This window comes from Pseudodesulfovibrio tunisiensis (assembly GCF_022809775.1).
Lineage (GTDB): Bacteria > Desulfobacterota > Desulfovibrionia > Desulfovibrionales > Desulfovibrionaceae > Pseudodesulfovibrio > Pseudodesulfovibrio tunisiensis.
In genome coordinates this window covers 2,651,191-2,668,710 of record NZ_CP094380.1, presented here as the reverse complement: position 1 = coordinate 2,668,710, position 17,520 = coordinate 2,651,191, and the positions used below count along the sequence as shown (strand labels likewise).

Sequence of the window (17,520 nt, the reverse complement as noted above, 5' to 3'; positions counted from 1 at the left end):
AAAACACGAAAAAACGGTTTGCGGAACACCCTACATGGTATTGATCAGGGATTTGCCCGTGGTGCCCTTGCGGCGCAGGGTTTCATAGGCGCGCACGTCCTTGTCCAGCTTGGCCAGAATCGCGTCCATGAGATCGCGACGGGTGGCGCGGCGGACCGGGGTTTCCAGACTGGAACCATCCGCCAGTTCCACGCGGACCTCGAACAGCATCTCGCTGTCCGGCGTGACCTTGCGATAGGAATCCTGAACCGAAACCGTGACCAGTACCCGACGGAAATCGCCGTTGTGCCGTTTCACGTAGCGCAGGAGCCGGGAGACCTCCCGGGACGTGTAGTCACGTTCCTGCAAATCGCCCAGAAAACGGATCTTGCGCGACGCCTCGCGGCTGAACATGGACTCGCCCCTGTTCGTGAGATCGAGACTGAAGAAGATGCCGAGCATGGTCAGGGCAAGCAGGGCGAGCAGGATGTTGCGGGTCTTTTCCTGCGAAGCTGATTTGCGTTTGCGGGCCATGCCACCTCCTGTTGGTTCCCGTAACGGCACGACTGCTTATACGGTAAAGCCCCGGATATGAAAAGCAAGCCGGACCGGACCTGCCGGGGGGGGGGCTCGGAAGTGGAGGCCCCCTTGCCGCCCATCGCCTCCAACCGCTGGAAATGACACGCCTTGATTTCAGCTGCGACCTTGCAATATCTCGGTCGGGGGATTACACTCCCGGGCCAAAGGCTTGCCCGGCCGGGCACGAACCCGAACCACGGAAGTTCCATGAACCTTCTTCCCGACAGCGACATTGTCACGCTGCTTTCCGGCGCCACCCTTGCGGTGAAGCTGGTTCTGCTCTTTCTGGCCTGCATGAGCCTGTGGAGCTGGACCATCATCTTCCTCAAGTTTCTTTCCATCGGCGTGGCCCGACGCAAGGTCGCGCGAGGATATGACGCGTTCGTGGCCGCGCACGACCTGACCTCCGGGCTCAAGGCTCTTGGCGGACGGGACGCATCGCCTCTGGCCCGGGTCGGGGTGCTGGCAGTCAGGGAATTCCGGCTGCTGGAACGGGCCGAAGTCAATCGCGAACGCAAGCGCATGCTGGCCAAGGATACCCTGCGCCGCGTGCTCAGGCAGGGCATCAGCAGGGAAATGCGTTCCCTGACCCGCAATCTGCCGTTTCTGGCCACCTGTGCCAATGCCGCCCCGTTCATCGGGCTGTTCGGCACGGTCTGGGGCATCATGCATTCCTTTCACAGCATCGGCCAGCAGCAGTCCGCAGCGCTGGCCACGGTTGCCCCGGGCATTTCCGAAGCGCTGGTCGCCACGGCCATCGGCCTGCTCGTGGCCATTCCCGCAACGATTTTCTACAACTATTTTCTGGGCAAGCTCAATGAAGTGGAGTCCGGGATGGTGGATTTCGCAGGCGCGTTCCTGAACCGTGCGGAACGCGAAATAGCCTGGGCCGAAAAGGCCAAGGCCGGGAAATAGGAGCCGCGCATGGCGATCAGGACAGGCGGCGGCTATCTGAACGAGATCAACGTCACCCCGTTCGTGGACGTGATGCTGGTGCTGCTGATCATCTTCATGGTCACGGCTCCGCTCATGACACAGGGGGTGGAAGTGGACCTGCCCACCACGCGCACCGTGCGCAACCTGCCGCAGGACAGCGATCATCTCGTGCTGACCGTGAAACGGGACGGCAGGATGTTTCTGGACGAGTATCAGGTGGATTTCGAGGAATTGCAGGACCATCTCAGACGGCTGGTGGCGAACCAGAAAAAGCAGCTTTTCCTGCGTGCGGACAGGGAAGTGCCCTACGGCACCGTGGTCAGGGTCATGGGCGAGATCAAGGGCGCGGGAATTGATCGGCTCGGCATTGTGGCCGAACAGGAAAAGGACCGGAAATAGGAAGCTCCATGCGCGTTCTCAGCTGGATACTCTCCCTTCTCTTTCACGCAAGCGTGGCATTCGTGCTGATTCAGGCCGCCACGCTCGCTCCGGTTCGTCCGCCCGAACTCATGCAGGTGGACCTGACCGTGGAGGAAAAGCTGCCCGAGCTTGAGCCGTGCCCTCACCCCGTGCCGGTTCCGGTCAAGCCGGAAAAGCCGGTGCCAGCCGAGGCTGCCCGGCCTGCGCCCCTGCCCATGGACAAGACCGTGATGCTGGACGATCAGGTTGCGCCACCGCCTCCGCCCGAGGCCGAAGCCATCGAATCCCGGCCCGCACCGCCTCCGGACGTGACGGAGATCAGCCCGGTCAAGCGCGGGGAGGCCATCCCCACGCACGAGGCCACCAGAGAGGAATACGAGGAGCACGCGGACGCGGAAAAGGTCTACGTGCGCAAGACCGACCATCTGGCCCATCGTGGCGCGGAAGCCCGGTTCGGGCGCATGCTGTTCGCGGACTACTTCTCCTATTCCTCGGACGAGTTCTCCGGGCATTTCCGCATCAGCGACGAGCGCACCATTTCCATCATCGATGCACGCGACACCAAATACGGCCGCTTTCTGCTCTACGATTCCAAGACGGGCATCCTGCGGCGGCTCAAGATGTTCAGCAAGTACATCTACACCATCGGCCCGTCCGTGCACGAGGACGAGCCCATTGTGGGATCGGTCACGTTTCTGGCCAAGAACGACCGCATCGACAAGTTCATCCTGCTGCTGGACGGCGAGCGCATCGCCAAGTTTCCGAACAAGATTCACATCCGCGAAAAGGGCATCCGCTTCACCCGGGGCAAGGCCGCGCTTGAAGGGTTCCAGACCCTGCCGCCCGAGGGGGCGGGCCATCCCGGCGGGGTGATCCTGTCCGGGCCGGAATGCGTGCCCGAACGGCTGGTGCAGGGCTTTACCCGCGCGCTTGGCAAGAACGGCTCGGCAAGCCTTGCCTTTGCTCCGCGCGGCTGCGGAGAAAACGCCTCCCGCAGCTCGGCCCGGCTGGACGTGCTGGCCGGGGATGCGTCCGCTGCGCTGGACATGCTGGCCAGAGACCCGGGCGTGGACACGAAGCGCCTCGGATTCATTGCCATGAATCACGGGGTCGCGCCCGCACTGCTGGCCCTGCAAAGTCCGCATGAGACCCGGGCCGCGTTTCTGGTCTGCGTGCTGGACGATTTCGCGCCCGTGGAGGACATGCCCGGTCCGCGCGTGCTGAACAGTCTGGACATCCCGTCCCTCTGGATCATCGGCGGCCGCGACACCACGCGGTGGAACGCCCTTGTCGCCGCGCTCGAAGCTGCGCGCGACAAGGTGCACAAGCCGATTTCCATCGTGATTGCGCCCCTGAGAAAACGAAAGGATCTGGAACAGGCCAGAGGCGAAAACTCCGGCTGGCTCGAACACGTTGCCGAAGGCCATGCCCGGCTCATCAGCTCGTGGCTTGCCACGCTGAAGGAATAATCCCCTCTACAGAAGCGCGTCGATGATGTGCAGCGCCTGTTTCAGGCGTGTTTCCGGCAGCCCGGAAAGTTCGGTGAAGGAGAGACCTCTGCGTTGCAGCTCCTCGCGGAACAGGGCCTGCATGTATTCGCGGCCTTCGGGCATGTCGCGCTGGCCGTCCGAGACCCACGGCACGTCAATGGCACAGAGCAGGTAGTGATTGTAGACTCGCCTGTCGAGCTGTTCCTCGATCCAGACCGGAGACTCGCCGTAATAGTGATGGTTGTAGACCACGGACGACAGGATGTTGGTATCGCAGATCAGGGGATTGATGCCGGCGCGTTCCAGCGCGATTTCTCCGGCCACCTGTCCCCGGGCAATGGGTTCGGCATCGGCCAGGGTCAGGACGCCGCGGTTGGCAATGAAGTAGTCCCGCAGATATTCCGGGGCCACGGGCACGCCGTAGTGCTCGCCGAGAGCGCGGGCCAAGGTGGTCTTGCCCGTGCATTCGGACCCGGTCAGTACGATGCGGACGGTCATGCCACGGCCTGTCCGGCGCGCATGGAGCGCAGCCATTGCACGAATCCCACCCCGGCCATGATCGTGTATACGGCCATGAGCACGCCGTATCCGGGCCAGCCCTTGGCCTGATAGATGAAGATGTAGGCCACGTCCGCCGCGATCCAGAGCAGCCAGTTTTCCAGATACTTCTTTGCCAGCAGATACTGGGCGATCAGACTGACAACGGTGGTCACGGTGTCCCACCACGGGAACGAGGCGTGCAGCACGTATTGGGAGAGCAGGCCCAGCGGAATGGTGGTCCCGATGCCGATCAGGCCCAGCCGCGTCCAGAGTTTCCTGTCCACGGACCGGACCGGGAGCGGGGTGCGGTCCTGACCGCCGCGCAGCCATTGGTACCAGCCGTAGAAGCCGAGCACCACGTAGACGAATTGCAGGAATGCGTCCATGTAGAGCTGCCCCAGAAAGACCACGACCATCCAGATGCCCACGCTCACGATGCCGAAGGGCCAGCAGAGCGGGTTCTGGCGGACGCTGAGAACGATGTAGACGAGTCCGGTCAGTGTGGAAATGCGTTCGGGCCAGCCCATGGCCTGCACGAACTGGACGACGAACGTGATGATTCCGGCAGCCGATTCGGCCATGCGGATACTCCGTGAATGCGCTGGAAGCCCCGGTATGCGGAGCCGGGGTTGCTACTGTACTTCGGTGCCCTGATCCGGGGTTTGTCCGCCTCCGGCCAGCAGGTCGAGCTTGCCCTTGAATATCAATTTGGTGGCGAGTTCGTCGGCCTGTTCCGCCACTTCCATGAGCCGCTCCAGAAAATCGAGAATCGCGTAGCGGCGATCCTCGTCCCCGTTGTCGAACTCGAACTGGCAGTCGCCGGACTTGAAATATTCCTCAAGGCGATTGAGGTAGTCGGTGTCGATCATGATGCGTCTCCGTGCTGAGATGAGTTATCCGCGTCTTGGTAATACGGGACGCGGCATCGTGCAAGCCGGGACAGGATCATGCGGCTACCTGTCCGGCAGCTCCACGAAGAACACGGTGCCCGAGGGAACTCCGGCCCGGGCGCGCACCTGTCCACGGTGGTCCGCGATGATGGAGCGGACAATGGTCAGGCCGAGTCCGGTACCGCCCTGCTTGCGGGTGTAGTATGGCTCGAACAGGCGCGAGGAATCTCCGGGCAGGCCCGGACCGTTGTCCGAGACCGTGACGCTGACCAGTCCGGTGCTTGCGTCGTGGGCCGCGCGCACCATGACCTCGCCGTCCTTCTGGCCTTCCAGCGCTTCGGCCGCGTTGGTGAACAGGTTGATGAACACCCGGCGCAGGGCCTCGCGGTCAAAGGGAAATTCGTCGATGGGCGTGAGAAATTCCAGATTCCACCGGACGGCCCGGTGCGTGTTCGCGAACATGCCCACCACTTCCTCCAGCAGGGGCGCAAGGTAATCCGGGCGGGGCTGGACCTCGGGCAGCTTGGCATAGGCCGAGAACTCGCTGACCATGGTCTGGAGCCGTTCCACCTGACTCACGATCAGGCTGGTGCAGTCGTCGAACACCTTTTCATTGACGTTTTCGCCGTACTTGCGCTGAAGCCGCTGGGCCGACAGCTTGATGGGCGTGAGCGGATTCTTGATCTCGTGCGCAATGCGCCGGGCCACTTCGCGCCATGCCGCGAGCCGCTGAATCTTCTCCAGCTCGGTGATGTCCTCGAACACGGCCACGTGTCCGGCCTCGCCCCGACCGGAGGCGCGCAGGGACACCACATTCACCAGCACCTTGACCATGCGGTCGCGCACGGGCAGATCGAACTGCCGCTGCCACAGGGTGCCGGGCTTGCCAGCCACGGATTTCATGGCCTCGCGCATCATGTCCGAGAACTCGCCGGAAAGCAGGTCGTCCGGCTTCTTGCCGATCAGGAACGCGCCGGGCACGCCCAGAATTTCCTCGGCAGCATGGTTCACGGTGCCGATGCGGCCGTCCGCGTCCATGGAAATGACCCCGGCGGTAATGTTGTTGAGCACGGCCTCCATGTACTGGCCGCGCCGCTCCAGCTCCTGATTCTGCTGGGCAAGGCGCTCGTTGGCCTTCTGGATGGAGGCCTGGCTCTGCTGAAGGTCTTCGGCCATGCGGTTGAACGAACGGACCAGAAAGCCGAGTTCATCCCCGGACGTGTCCTCCAGACGCACGGAAAGGTCGCCGCGCGCCACGCGTTCCGTGCCCGCGGCAAGGGCCTGCACCGGTGCGGACAGTTCCTTTGCCAGCCGGAAGCCGAACCAGATCGCCCCCAGAATGATGAGCATGGCCATGACCCCGAGGGTCAGATACAGGTTCATCTTCCACGGATACTTGCGTGTCTTGAGCTTCTTGTATTCGTCCAGACCGCGCACGATCTGGTCGAGGCGGTGAAGCAGTCCCTGCCCCACGGTCTCGCCGAGCACCAGATAGCCGGTGCGGCCTTCGTCCACGGGCGTGACCCCGAGCACGAGGTCGCTGCCGGGCTTGGGAATGATGGTGGTCCACGAACGCGGATCGGCCTGAAGACTCTGCCAGTCGATCTTGTTCTTGATCTCGGGCCATGCCTCGTCCCACTGGATGGAAGCGTGGGTGTTCTGCTCCTGTCCCTCGGGCGTGATCACGCCCACGAGACTGAGGTCGTACTCCTCGAACTTCTGGGCCAGATACTTGTTCATGGCCCTGCCGCCCCAGGCGTACTCGCGCTGGACAATGTCCTCCAGCATGTTGTTGCCCCGGTGCTCCAGCCGCTTCTGCGCCGAGGCGTAGAACGCGCGCCCCAGCTCCAGCGCCTGTTCCATGGACTCCTCGACCTGGCCCTTGAACCAGTAGTCCACGGATGTCTGCACGAACTTGACCGAGACCATGTAGATCATGGCCGTGGGGATCAGGGAAAGGGAGATGAACGCGAGAACGAGCCGGGTGCGCAGCTTGGACCCGAGCACGCGGCGGCGACGCTCCAGCAGCAGCTTCACCGCGTTCCGGCCCACATAGAAGATCATGGCCAGCAGCAGGACCACGTTCAGGATCAGGAGGTTGAGAATCAGGTAATAGTCGCTGCTCAGGTATTTGAGCTCAAGCCAGGTCAGGCCGATTATGAACATGAGGAACACCAGGGCCAGCGCATATTCGTACCTGCGCCGTTTCCGCTCCTTGCCGGAGGTCGGGCTGATCCTGATGGTGTTCTGGTTCATGCTAGTACTTGAATGTCAGCTCGAAGGTGGTTCCGGCCCCGGTGTCCCACGACCAGAAGTACAGATACCGGGTCAGTCCCCGGGGGGCATCCGCCTCCACGAGGTCCACGGCCAGCCGCAGGGAATACGTGGAGCCGCGAATCAGCCTGTCCCAACTGCCCAGTCCCACTTCCAGCGTGCTCCATCCCCTGTCCAGCAGCGCGTTCATGTCCGTGTCCCTGATTTTTTCCCCGTTGCCGGGCAGGGTCAGGCCATATTCCCGTTTCAGGGAATCGTAGGACAGGGTGCTGGACAGCTCGGTTTCCGCAAGCGTGGAATCCAGCCAGTAGTCCGAAACCCGGTACAGGGCCACGTCGCACCGCAGCTCGATGTCGGACCCGTTTTCCAACTCCTGACGCAGGTGACCGAGATCCTTGACCATGACCCCGAAACGGGCTGCCAGCGCGCCGTCCTTGTTGGCCAGGGCGGGCGCGGACAGGCTCAGGGTCTGGGCCGATGCGCTCAGGGGCGATATGCACAGGAGGGTCAGGAACACGGCCGCGATTGCAAACGAGCGCCCGAACCTCCGGGGAATTTCTGGTGTCAGCATCTCTTCCGCATGTATCAGCCCGGGCTGCAAAGAACAAGCGGCCCGGGTTCTTCCGCCCGGCGCGGTCCCAAGCACATTCCTTTTTCGCAAACTTGCGCACGAACCGGTTTACGGGTAGGGAAATAGTTGAAAAGAACGGGAATATCCTGTTCCCGTGCAGACAGGACCGGTAGCCGCCATGCCCAAGCTCAAGACACTGTTGGTCCATCCGGACCCGGAAGTCCGCGCCGCGTTGCGCCGCGAGCTGGACGACGTGCCGTTTCTGCAGGTGCTGGGCGAGGCCGTGACTGCATACGAGGCCATGGAGCTGCTGGAGGCCATTGCCTACGGCGTGTTCTTCGTCTCCACGGAGCTGCCGGGCGAAACCAGCGGCATCGAGCTGGCCCAGATGCTTGCCGGGCGCAAGGCCAGACCGGCGCTGGTCTTTCTGTCCGACTCCGAGACCCGGGCCTATGCCGCGTTCGAACTGGGCGCCACGGACTATCTGCTCTGGCCGCCCGCACCGGGCCGGTTCTCGCGAACCATAGACCGGCTCCAGTCGTTCAAGTCCCGGTTCCGGGAGATTCCGGCCCCGTCCGCATCCGCCGTGCCCGAACCCGACGACAGCGGGGACGAGCACACCGTGCAGCTTCCCCTGCCCGACGAGGAGCAGGACACCTTTCTGGAAGCGCTCAGGACCGCATGGGACCAGACTGCGAACCGGGTGCCGGAGATCGAGAAGCTGGCCGTGTCCCAGGACGGGCGCACGTTTCTTGTTCCCTATTCCCAGATCATCTTCGTGGAGGCGTTCGAGGACTACTCCTACGTGCACACTGCGCAGCAGAAGTTCCTGACCTCGTACCGGCTCAAGAATCTGGAGGATCGGCTCGGGCCGCACCGCTTTTTCCGGGTGCACAGAAAATATCTGGTCAATCTGGACATGGTCACGGAAATCGCGTCCATGCCCGGATCGAATTTCATGCTTCGCACGGCGGGCCGCACGCGCATCGAGCTGCCCATCAGTCGTCGTCGCATCGGCGAATTGAAGAAGATCATCGGTCTGTGACCGCTTACCCTCCCGCCCGGACCGCTGACCGAATAAAAGCGGCCCGGCCGGGATTTTTCATGCGTAATACGCTCGCACGGACAGGTTTCGAAGAGCGAGGAGGCATATATGGATCAGTCAGGCGCTTTGGACAGCCTGTTGCAGGAGGAGCGGGTCTTTCGCCCCCTGCCCCAGCTTGTCATCGAGGCCAACGTCAATCCCCAGGAGCTGGACGCGGCCCGCAAGTTCGCGGCCATGGACCCCATGGGCTACTGGGAGGAAGCGGCCGACGAACTGGACTGGTTCAAGAAATGGGACCAGGTGCTCGACGATTCCCAGTCCCCGTTCTGCAAATGGTTTCCGGGCGCGCGCTGCAACATCGTGTACAACGCGCTGGATCGCCACATCGAGACCGCCAACAAGAACAAGCTCGCCCTGATCTGGGAGGGCGAACCCGGCGACACCCGGAAATACACCTATTTCGAGCTGTACCGAGAGGTGAACCGCTTTGCCAACGCCCTGCGATCCCTCGGCATCCGCAAGGGCGACCGCGTGCTGCTCTACATGCCCCAGCTCCCGGAAACCATGATCGCCATGCTGGCCACGGCCAAGATCGGGGCCATTCATTCCGTGGTCTTTGCGGGCTTTTCGGCCAAGGCCCTGCGCCAGCGAATCAACGATGCGCAGGCCAAGCTGCTGATCACCACGGACGGGTTCTATCGCAACGGGCGCATCATCCGGCTCAAGGACACGGCTGACGAAGCCCTGATCGGGGCCTGCGCCGACTGCGTGGAATCCATGGTCGTGGTCCGCCGCTGCAATCTGGGCGTGGACATGGTGGACGGCCGGGACTTCCACTACGACGATCTGGTGCGTCAGGAGCGCAACGAGGCGCCCACCGAGGTCATGGATTCCGGAGACCCGCTGTTCCTGCTCTACACCTCGGGAACCACGGGCAAGCCCAAGGGCATCGTGCATTCCCACGGCGGCTACATGGTGGGCGTGCACCGCACCCTGACCACGGTGTTCGACATCAAGCCGACCGACATCTTCTGGTGCGCGGCTGATCCGGGCTGGGTCACGAGCCACAGTTCGGGCGTGTACGGCCCGCTGCTGGCCGGGACCACCTCGGTCATGTACGAGGGCCATCCCAACTATCCGCAGGCCGACCGGCTCTGGTCCATCGTGGCGCGTTACGGCGTGACCATCTTCTACACCGCGCCGACCATGATCCGCATGCTCATGCGCTTCGGCACCCAGTATCCCAAGGGACACGACCTCTCCAGCCTGCGCCTGCTCGGCACGGTTGGCGAGACCATCAGCCCCGAGGCGTGGATATGGCTGTACAAGAACATCGGCCGGTCCGAATGCCCTGTGCTCGACACATGGTGGCAGACCGAAACCGGCATGTTCATGCTCGCGCCCCTGCCCATCACCCTGCTCAAGCCCGGGTCCGTGACCAAACCCCTGCCCGGGGTGGAGGCGGACGTGGTGGACCGGAACGGCGACCCGGTCGAGCCGGGCAAGGGCGGCCTGCTCGTGCTGACCCGGCCATGGCCTGCCATGATGACCGGGCTGTGGAACGACGAGGAGGGCTACCGCGAATACTGGGAAAAGATTCCCGGCAGGTACTACGCGGGCGACGTGGCGCGCAGGGACGAGGACGGCTACATCTGGATTCAGGGCCGTGCCGACGACGTGATCAACATCGCGGGGCACCGCATCGGCCCGGCGGAACTCGAAGCGGCATTCTGCGTGCATCGCGCCGTGAGCGAGGCCGCGGTCATCGGCGTGCCCGACCGCATCAAGGGCGAGGCAGCCAAGGCCTTCGTGGTCCTGCATCACGGATTCGAGCCGGACGATGATCTGATCAGGGACCTCAAGCGCACCGTGCGCAACGAGCTCGGCCCGGTCGCGGTGATCAAGTCCATTGCCTTTTGCGACAAGCTGCCCAGAACCCGGTCCGGCAAGATCATGCGCCGCGTGCTCAAGGCCGAGGAACTCGGTCTCGATCTCGGCGACGTGACCGGGCTGGACGACGAATAGGCTGGTCTTCCTCCTCCCGGCAGCAAAGGGAAAACCGGAAGCGCTTCCTCAAGGGAGAAACATGCATGGTGATACTTCGGGCGTTGCTGCTGCTTCTGATTCTGCTGGTCGCGTGGGACGTGGCCTGGTGGATGGGCGGCGTGGGCCCGGCAAGCCCCCGGACATTGAAGCTGGAAATCAACGAGGGCAGGGCCCCGGTGATTCTGGACGTGCGCACCCGGGCGGAATTCGAGGCCTTTCACATTCCGGGCGCGATCAATCTGCCCATGCCCCCGGATCAGGCCGATCTGGAACGGGCCGTGCCGGACAAGGCCATGCCCGTGGTCGTGATCTGCATGACCGGGCACCGTTCCCCGCCCATTGCCAAGCTGCTTCAGCGCGAAGGCTACACCAACGTGCGCAACCTGACATGGGGCATGACCGCATGGAAACTCTTTGGCGGCGAGACCGTGTCCGGGCATTGACCGGACACGCTGGCCGGGCTTATTGAAGCGTTCATGAGCGAATACGTGGACGGTCTGGACACGGGCGCATCCGTGGGCCGGGTCGAAAAGCAATACTACACTTTCGGCGAGGACGGCCAAGGCATCGTGCTGGACAGCGGACGCATGCTCGCGCCCGTGACTCTGGCCTACGAGACCTACGGCTCCCTGAATGCCGACGGAAGCAACGCCATTCTGGTCACCCATGCCCTGACCGGGGATTCCCACGCCGCAGGCTACTATTCGAAGGAAGACCCCAAGCCCGGCTGGTGGGACATCATGATCGGCCCGGGCAAGCCGCTGGACACCAACCGCTTCTTCATCATCTGCGCCAACGTCATCAGCGGCTGCATGGGCTCCACCGGCCCGGGATCGGTCAATCCGGCCACGGGCAGGGAGTACGGCATGGAATTCCCGGTGGTCACCATCGGGGACATGGTCCGCTGCCAGCGCAGGCTGATAGACCATCTGGGCGTGGACAGACTGCTGGCGGTCGTGGGCGGCTCGGTAGGCGGCATGCAGGTGCTCGAATGGTCGGTGCGCTATCCGGATCGGGTCTGTGCCGCCATCCCCATGGCCACCACGGTCAAGCACTCGGCGCAGGCCATCGCGTTCAACGAGGTCGCGCGGCAGGCCATCATGGCCGACCCCAAGTGGAATCACGGCGACTACTACGGCACCGGGGAACGCCCGGAACTCGGCCTGGCCGTGGCCCGCATGATCGGCCACATCACCTATCTTTCCGACGAATCCATGCGCCGCAAGTTCGACCGCAGGCTTCAGGATCGCTGCGAACTTTCCTTCGACTTCGAAGCCGACTTTCAGGTCGAGAGCTATCTGCGCTATCAGGGCAACAAGTTCGTGGAGCGGTTCGACGCCAATGCCTTCCTGTTCCTGACCAAGGCCGCGGACTACTTCAATCTGGAGAACGAGTACGGCAACGGCTCGCTCGTGGCCGCATTTTCCCGCGCCACCTGCCGCTATCTGGTGCTTTCCTTCACCTCGGACTGGCTCTATCCGACCTATCAGTCGCGCATGATGGTCAAGGCCATGAAAAAGAACGGGCTGGACGTGAGCTTCTGCGAACTGGAGGCCCCGTGGGGACACGACGCGTTCCTGCTGCCCAACCCCCGGCTCGACAGCCTGGTTACCGGATTTCTGGACCGCATCATCGCGGAATGCGTCTCGGGAGACAGATAGATGAGATTCGACCTGCAAGTCATTGCTTCCTGGATCGAACCCGGGAGCCGCGTGCTCGACCTCGGCTGCTCCACGGGCGCACTGCTGGCCCACCTCAAGCACGAAAAGCAGGTGCAGGGCGTGGGCGTGGAAATCGACGAGAACGAGGCCGGGGAGGCCATTGCCAAGGGATTGACCGTGATCCATGGCGACATCTACGAGGAGATCGAGGACTACCCGGACAGCCATTTCGACTATGTGCTGCTCTCCCAGACCCTGCAACAGGTCTACTCCCCGGAACGCCTCATCCATCAGATGCTGCGCGTGGGCGATCGCTGCATCGTGTCGTTTCCGAACTTCACGCACGTGAAGAACCGCTTCCAGATGTTCTTCACCGGCCGCGCCCCGGTCTCCAAGGAGCTGCCCTACCAATGGTATGACACGCCGAACATCCGCGTCATTCCCATTGCGGATTTCCGCAGGTTCTGCAGGCGGCTGCACGTTCCCATTCTCAAGGAAGTGGCCATTGCCACCCACCACCACGATTCCAAGGGCCGCGTGGTTTCGTTCATGCCCAATCTGTTCGCCACGTTCGGCATATTTCTGCTGGGCAAGCCGGAAGCGTGAAAACGACTTCCGGCCTTTTCTTGAACCCCCATGTTTCGGGAGAATCTCCTGATTCCATGAAAAACATTTGTGATTCACTCCCGGCACACTGCCCCGATCCGGCCCGGCCCTTACAGGGCCGGAACAAAAAGGGGGTTGCCAGCGGCCCGTCGAGTGGATATGAGGCATTCCATGCCAAAAGATTTGATCATCGTCGAGTCACCCGCCAAGGTGAAGACCATCAGCAAGTTTCTGGGGAAGGACTACATCGTGGAGGCCTCGGTGGGCCATGTCCGCGACCTGCCCACCCGTGACCTCGGAGTTGACGAGGAACACGACTTCACGCCCCAGTATGAAATCATCAGGGGCAAGGAGGATGTGGTCAAGCGCCTGAAGTCCGCCGCATCCAAGGCCCGGAAGATATATCTCGCGCCTGACCCGGACCGCGAAGGGGAAGCCATTGCCTGGCACGTTGCCGCGCTCATTTCCGATGACAAGAAGGAAATCCAGCGCATTCAGTTCAACGAAATCACCAAGCGCGCCGTGCTCGAGGCTCTGGAACATCCCCAGACCCTGAACGAGAATCTGTTCGACTCCCAGCAGGCGCGCCGTGTTTTGGATCGTCTGGTGGGCTACAAGATTTCCCCGATCCTGTGGAAGAACATCAAGCGCGGCATTTCCGCCGGCCGGGTCCAATCCGTGGCCCTCAAGCTGCTGGTGGAGCGGGAAAAGGAACGCCGCGCCTTTCGCGCCGACGAATACTGGCCGTTCAAGGCCAATGTGGCCGGAGCCAATCCCCCGCCGTTCTGGGTGGAGATGCACAAGCTCGACGGCAAGGCGATCAAGCCCGGGGTCAATCACATTTCCACGGCCGAACAGGCCGACGCCCTGACCGAGGAACTGGAGAACGGTTCGTTCACCGTGGAATCGGTTCAGGAAAAGCAGCGCAAGAAAAGCCCGGCCCCGCCGTACATCACGTCCACGCTCCAGCAGGATGCGAACCGCCGTCTCGGCTATTCCGCCAAGAAGACCATGAGCGTGGCCCAGCGGCTGTACGAAGGTGTGGAGCTGGGCAAGCTCGGCACCACCGCGCTGATCACCTACATGCGTACCGACTCCGTGCGCATTGCCAAGGACGCGCAGGAAGCGGCCAAGGAGCTGATTCTGGACAGGTTCGGCGGCGACTACTATCCGCCCAAGCCTCGCGTCTTCAAGACCAAGGGCGGCGCTCAGGACGCGCATGAAGCCATCCGCCCGGTCGACGTGACCCTGACCCCGGACGATGTGAAAAAGCATCTGCCGCAGGATCAGCACAGGCTGTACAAGCTCATCTGGCAGCGGTTCGTGGCCTCGCAGATGGCTGCGGCCTCGTTCTGGGATACCACCGTGCTGGTGGCGGCCCCGCGCACCCTGTGGCGCGCCAAGGGCGAACGCCTTCTGTTCGCGGGTTTTCTCGCGGTCATGGACCGGCAGGGCGGCGATGCGGAACTGCCCAAGCTGGCCGAAGGGGAAGTCCTGAACGTCGAGGAGCTGAAAAAGGAACAGAAGTTCACCCAGCCCCCGGCCCGGTACTCGGAAGCCTCGCTGGTCAAGACCCTTGAGGAACTGGGGATCGGCCGACCGTCCACGTACGCGGCCATCATCTCCACGCTGATCGACCGCGAATATGCCCGGCTCGAGGAAAAGCGGTTCGTGCCCTCCGAACTCGGCTTCACGGTCAGCGACATGCTTTCCGACCATTTTCAGGACCTCATGGACGTCAGCTTCACCGCACGCATGGAGGAATCCCTGGACAACGTGGCCGAGGGCAAGATGGACTGGGTCGCCCTGCTCAAGGATTTCGGCTCGGGCTTCTATCCCACTCTGGACAAGGCCCGGACCGAGATGTCCAAGGCCAGTCAGGCCACGGATGTGGTCTGCGACAAGTGCGGCAAGCCCATGGCCGTGAAGTTCGGCAAGACCGGGGAATTCCTCGGCTGCACCGGGTTCCCGTCCTGCCGCAACATCAAGAATTTCACGCGCGACGAGCATGGCGAAATTCAGGTTCAGGAGCGCGAGGAGCCCGAGGACACGGGCGTGGTCTGCGACAAGTGCGGCCGCCCCATGGCCGTGAAGCAGAGCCGACGCGGCGAATTCCTCGGCTGCACCGGGTATCCGGACTGCCGCAACATCAAGAACTTCATCCGCAATGCGGACGGGGTCATCGAGGTGGTGGAAGCGGAAAAGCCCAAGGTCATGGGCGTGTGCCCGGAATGCGGCGGAGAACTGCTCCTCAAGCAGGCCCGCACCGGCAGCCGGTTCATCGCCTGTTCCAACTACCCGGACTGCACCCACGCCGAGCCCTTTTCCACGGGCGTTCCCTGCCCCGAGGAAGGCTGCGACGGCCACCTTGTGGAAAAGTCCTCCAGACGCGGCAAGATTTTCTATTCCTGCGTCAATTACCCCAACTGCAAATATGCGGTCTGGAACTGGCCCGTGGCCGAACCGTGCCCCAAGTGCCAGCATCCCATCCTCGTCCGCAAGATGGACAAGGAAAAGGGCGAGGTTCTGGCCTGCCCCCAGAAGGGCTGCGACTACATGCGACCCGTGGACGAAGAATAGGGCCTTCGGCGACCCTCCCGGGGGGCCGGGCTCTGCCCGGACCCGCCAAGGAGCAAGGCCCCTTGGATCCCCATTCTGTCTTGAGAATTCGAAGAGGCCGGATACATGCCCTGTCGGGACATGCATCCGGCCTCTCCAAATTCTCAAGACGGGGTGGCTGGCTTCAAAAAAGACTTGTTTCTCTTCTTTTGCCTGTTTCCCCTGAGTCCTTTTCTTCGATAGCGGAAGCTCCTGCTTTTCCGCATCTCCCTACGCCGCCAAACGAGCCGGACAAGTTCCCTCATCCCTCGCAGGCGGCGTAGAACCAAAAAGCTTTGAAGAGCCCCGAGAAACTTTCACGAAAGTTTCTCGGGTCGCCGAAGGCATTCTTCCTAGCTTTCCGCGTCTTCGAGCTTGTCTGTGATGATGGCCGCGTCTTCGGGCCGGGACTCGACTTCGAGGGCTTTGGAGCCGCCATGGCAGGAGAAGCCGTCGGGGCGCAGGGACACGTAGCCTGCGGAGAGCACCTTGGTGTAGGGCATCTGTTCGCGGAAATCGCGGTGATCGATGCGATTGGGAAAAATGATGGGAATGGGTGCGCCGGAAAAGTCTTCGAACATGATGTACTTCATGGTGGTTCTGCTCCTGCTGATTTGCCGCCGGGGAGCGGCTGTCCCGGCATGGTAGAATGAACAGGCTGCCGAGATCAAGTCGTTGCCAGCGCGGCAAGGACAGGATACACGGTGAGGCCATGGCTGACTATGCGAAAATAGGTGTGTGGCAGACCGCGTTCCTTGGCGATGCGGTACTGACCCTGCCGCTGATTGCGGCGCTCAGGCAACGGTTTCCCAAGGCGGAAATCCATTTTTTCGTGCGCAAGGGCGTGGATTCCCTGTTTCGGGCACAACCCGAACTGGCCTCGGTGCGCGTGTTCGACAAACGCGGGGAGCACAAATCCCTGTCCCATGCCGTGAAACTGGGCCGGGAACTGGGTCGGGAGGGCTTCGACCTCTGGATTTCCACGCACGCAAGCTTCCGGTCCGCACTGGTTGCCGGGTCGTCGGGCATTGCGCGGCGCATCGGCTACCAAAGCCCGTGGTTCAATCGATTTGCCTACACCGAGACCGTGGACCGCAAGTTCCGGGAACTGGCGGAAATCGAACGGCTCTTTCAGCTCGTGAAGCCGCTGGGCATCGAAACGCCCGCACCAAAGGCCCGCATGGTGCTGCCGGACACCGCAACCGCGGCCGCCGCAACATTTTGGGAAAGGCATTGCGCGGACGAGCCGGTGCTGGGCATCCATCCCGGCTCCACATGGCCGACCAAATGCTGGCCCGTGGAATATTTCAGCGAAATCGCGTCGCGCGCGGCAAAGGCCGGGGCAACCGTGCTGGTCTTTGCCGGACCGGGCGAGGAAGACGCAGCACGGACCGTAATCCGGGACATGGCCGAGGATGCGCCACGCGAACGCGTGCACGATCTATCCGGCGCGCTTTCCCTGCCGGAACTCGCCGCCTACCTGAACCGACTGGACGCATACGTCACCAATGATTCCGGCCCCATGCACATAGCGTGGATGCAGGACACCCCGGTCGTGGCCATGTTCGGCCCCACGGTCCGCGAACTGGGATTCTTCCCGCGCGGTCTGGGCGCTTCGGTCATGGAAACCGAACTGTCGTGCCGTCCCTGCGGTCTGCACGGCCCGAAGAAATGTCCCGAGGGACATCACCGCTGCATGCGCGACCTGACCCCGGACCGCGTCTGGCCGGATGTGGCCGCCAAGCTGGGTTTGATTTAGCAGGCTGTCTCAAAACGGCGATCTGCGGCGTTGCTGCGGAAAGGGCAGACTCTCGCGTATCGGAATACGCGTCGATCCTGTCCTTTTCTTGCGCCTTGCATCCCACCATTTCTGAACGGTCTGTCA

The 17,520-nt window shown here is 62.6% G+C and carries 17 protein-coding genes; 10 read left to right on the top strand and 7 right to left on the bottom strand.

Features of this window, described 5'->3' with window-relative positions; all coding sequences use genetic code 11:
* Positions 1–30: 30 nt before the first annotated feature.
* On the bottom strand, positions 31–513 hold the full coding sequence (locus MPN23_RS12845; RefSeq protein WP_243544592.1) for a hypothetical protein: 483 nt from the start codon (positions 511–513) through the stop codon (positions 31–33).
* Between the two features lie 252 nt (positions 514–765).
* On the opposite strand from MPN23_RS12845, the gene MPN23_RS12840 reads away from it, so the two are divergent.
* Genes MPN23_RS12840 through MPN23_RS12830 form a run of 3 tightly spaced genes read left to right on the top strand, consistent with a single transcriptional unit; the run spans position 766 to position 3,383 of the window.
* Positions 766–1,473: a MotA/TolQ/ExbB proton channel family protein gene (locus MPN23_RS12840; RefSeq protein ID WP_243544591.1), complete on the top strand. Its 708-nt coding sequence runs from the start codon at positions 766–768 to the stop codon at positions 1,471–1,473.
* 9 nt (positions 1,474–1,482) lie between these two features.
* Entirely contained in the window at positions 1,483–1,893 is a 411-nt protein-coding gene (gene tolR, locus MPN23_RS12835) for a protein TolR (RefSeq protein ID WP_243544590.1), read from the top strand.
* An 8-nt stretch (positions 1,894–1,901) separates the two neighbouring features.
* Entirely contained in the window at positions 1,902–3,383 is a 1,482-nt protein-coding gene (locus tag MPN23_RS12830) for a dienelactone hydrolase family protein (protein WP_243544589.1), read from the top strand.
* A 6-nt stretch (positions 3,384–3,389) separates the two neighbouring features.
* On the opposite strand, the gene MPN23_RS12825 is transcribed toward MPN23_RS12830, so the two are convergent.
* The 5 genes from MPN23_RS12825 to MPN23_RS12805 form a co-directional block, all read right to left on the bottom strand.
* Complete coding sequence (locus tag MPN23_RS12825) at positions 3,390–3,902, bottom strand: AAA family ATPase (RefSeq protein ID WP_243544588.1); 513 nt, start codon at positions 3,900–3,902, stop codon at positions 3,390–3,392.
* A complete protein-coding gene (gene pnuC, locus MPN23_RS12820) occupies positions 3,899–4,525 on the bottom strand; it encodes a nicotinamide riboside transporter PnuC (protein WP_243544587.1) in 627 nt (208 codons plus the stop codon). Before pnuC ends, MPN23_RS12825 begins: the two co-directional genes overlap by 4 nt.
* 51 nt (positions 4,526–4,576) lie before the next feature.
* Positions 4,577–4,813, bottom strand: coding sequence for a hypothetical protein (locus tag MPN23_RS12815; RefSeq protein WP_243544586.1), 237 nt, complete (start codon positions 4,811–4,813; stop codon positions 4,577–4,579).
* 84 nt (positions 4,814–4,897) lie between these two features.
* Positions 4,898–7,090, bottom strand: coding sequence for a sensor histidine kinase (locus MPN23_RS12810; RefSeq protein ID WP_243544585.1), 2,193 nt, complete (start codon positions 7,088–7,090; stop codon positions 4,898–4,900).
* Position 7,091: 1 nt separating this feature from the next.
* Positions 7,092–7,679: a DUF4390 domain-containing protein gene (locus MPN23_RS12805; protein WP_243544584.1), complete on the bottom strand. Its 588-nt coding sequence runs from the start codon at positions 7,677–7,679 to the stop codon at positions 7,092–7,094.
* 178 nt (positions 7,680–7,857) lie between these two features.
* Here MPN23_RS12805 and MPN23_RS12800 point away from each other — a divergent pair, with 178 nt between their 5' ends.
* The 6 genes from MPN23_RS12800 to topA all read left to right on the top strand — a co-directional run bounded on the left by MPN23_RS12800 (position 7,858) and on the right by topA (position 15,617).
* Positions 7,858–8,724 carry a LytR/AlgR family response regulator transcription factor gene (locus MPN23_RS12800; RefSeq protein WP_243544583.1) on the top strand — a complete coding sequence of 289 codons (867 nt, stop codon included), beginning with the start codon at positions 7,858–7,860 and terminating at the stop codon, positions 8,722–8,724.
* A gap of 108 nt (positions 8,725–8,832) precedes the next feature.
* Positions 8,833–10,749 (top strand): acetate--CoA ligase, encoded by a 1,917-nt coding sequence (acs, locus tag MPN23_RS12795; protein WP_243544582.1) that lies wholly within the window; start codon positions 8,833–8,835, stop codon positions 10,747–10,749.
* A gap of 65 nt (positions 10,750–10,814) precedes the next feature.
* Complete coding sequence (locus tag MPN23_RS12790) at positions 10,815–11,213, top strand: rhodanese-like domain-containing protein (RefSeq protein ID WP_243544581.1); 399 nt, start codon at positions 10,815–10,817, stop codon at positions 11,211–11,213.
* A gap of 33 nt (positions 11,214–11,246) precedes the next feature.
* Positions 11,247–12,431: a homoserine O-acetyltransferase MetX gene (gene metX, locus MPN23_RS12785; RefSeq protein WP_243544580.1), complete on the top strand. Its 1,185-nt coding sequence runs from the start codon at positions 11,247–11,249 to the stop codon at positions 12,429–12,431.
* Positions 12,432–13,037: a methionine biosynthesis protein MetW gene (gene metW / locus MPN23_RS12780; protein WP_243544579.1), complete on the top strand. Its 606-nt coding sequence runs from the start codon at positions 12,432–12,434 to the stop codon at positions 13,035–13,037.
* Positions 13,038–13,208: 171 nt separating this feature from the next.
* Entirely contained in the window at positions 13,209–15,617 is a 2,409-nt protein-coding gene (gene topA / locus MPN23_RS12775; RefSeq protein WP_243544578.1) for a type I DNA topoisomerase, read from the top strand.
* Positions 15,618–15,988: 371 nt separating this feature from the next.
* Here topA and MPN23_RS12770 read toward each other — a convergent pair whose 3' ends face one another.
* Entirely contained in the window at positions 15,989–16,228 is a 240-nt protein-coding gene (locus MPN23_RS12770; RefSeq protein WP_243544577.1) for a hypothetical protein, read from the bottom strand.
* Between the two features lie 119 nt (positions 16,229–16,347).
* Between MPN23_RS12770 and waaF the strand changes: the two genes are divergently transcribed.
* Entirely contained in the window at positions 16,348–17,394 is a 1,047-nt protein-coding gene (waaF, locus tag MPN23_RS12765) for a lipopolysaccharide heptosyltransferase II (protein WP_243544576.1), read from the top strand.
* Positions 17,395–17,520 lie beyond the last annotated feature (126 nt).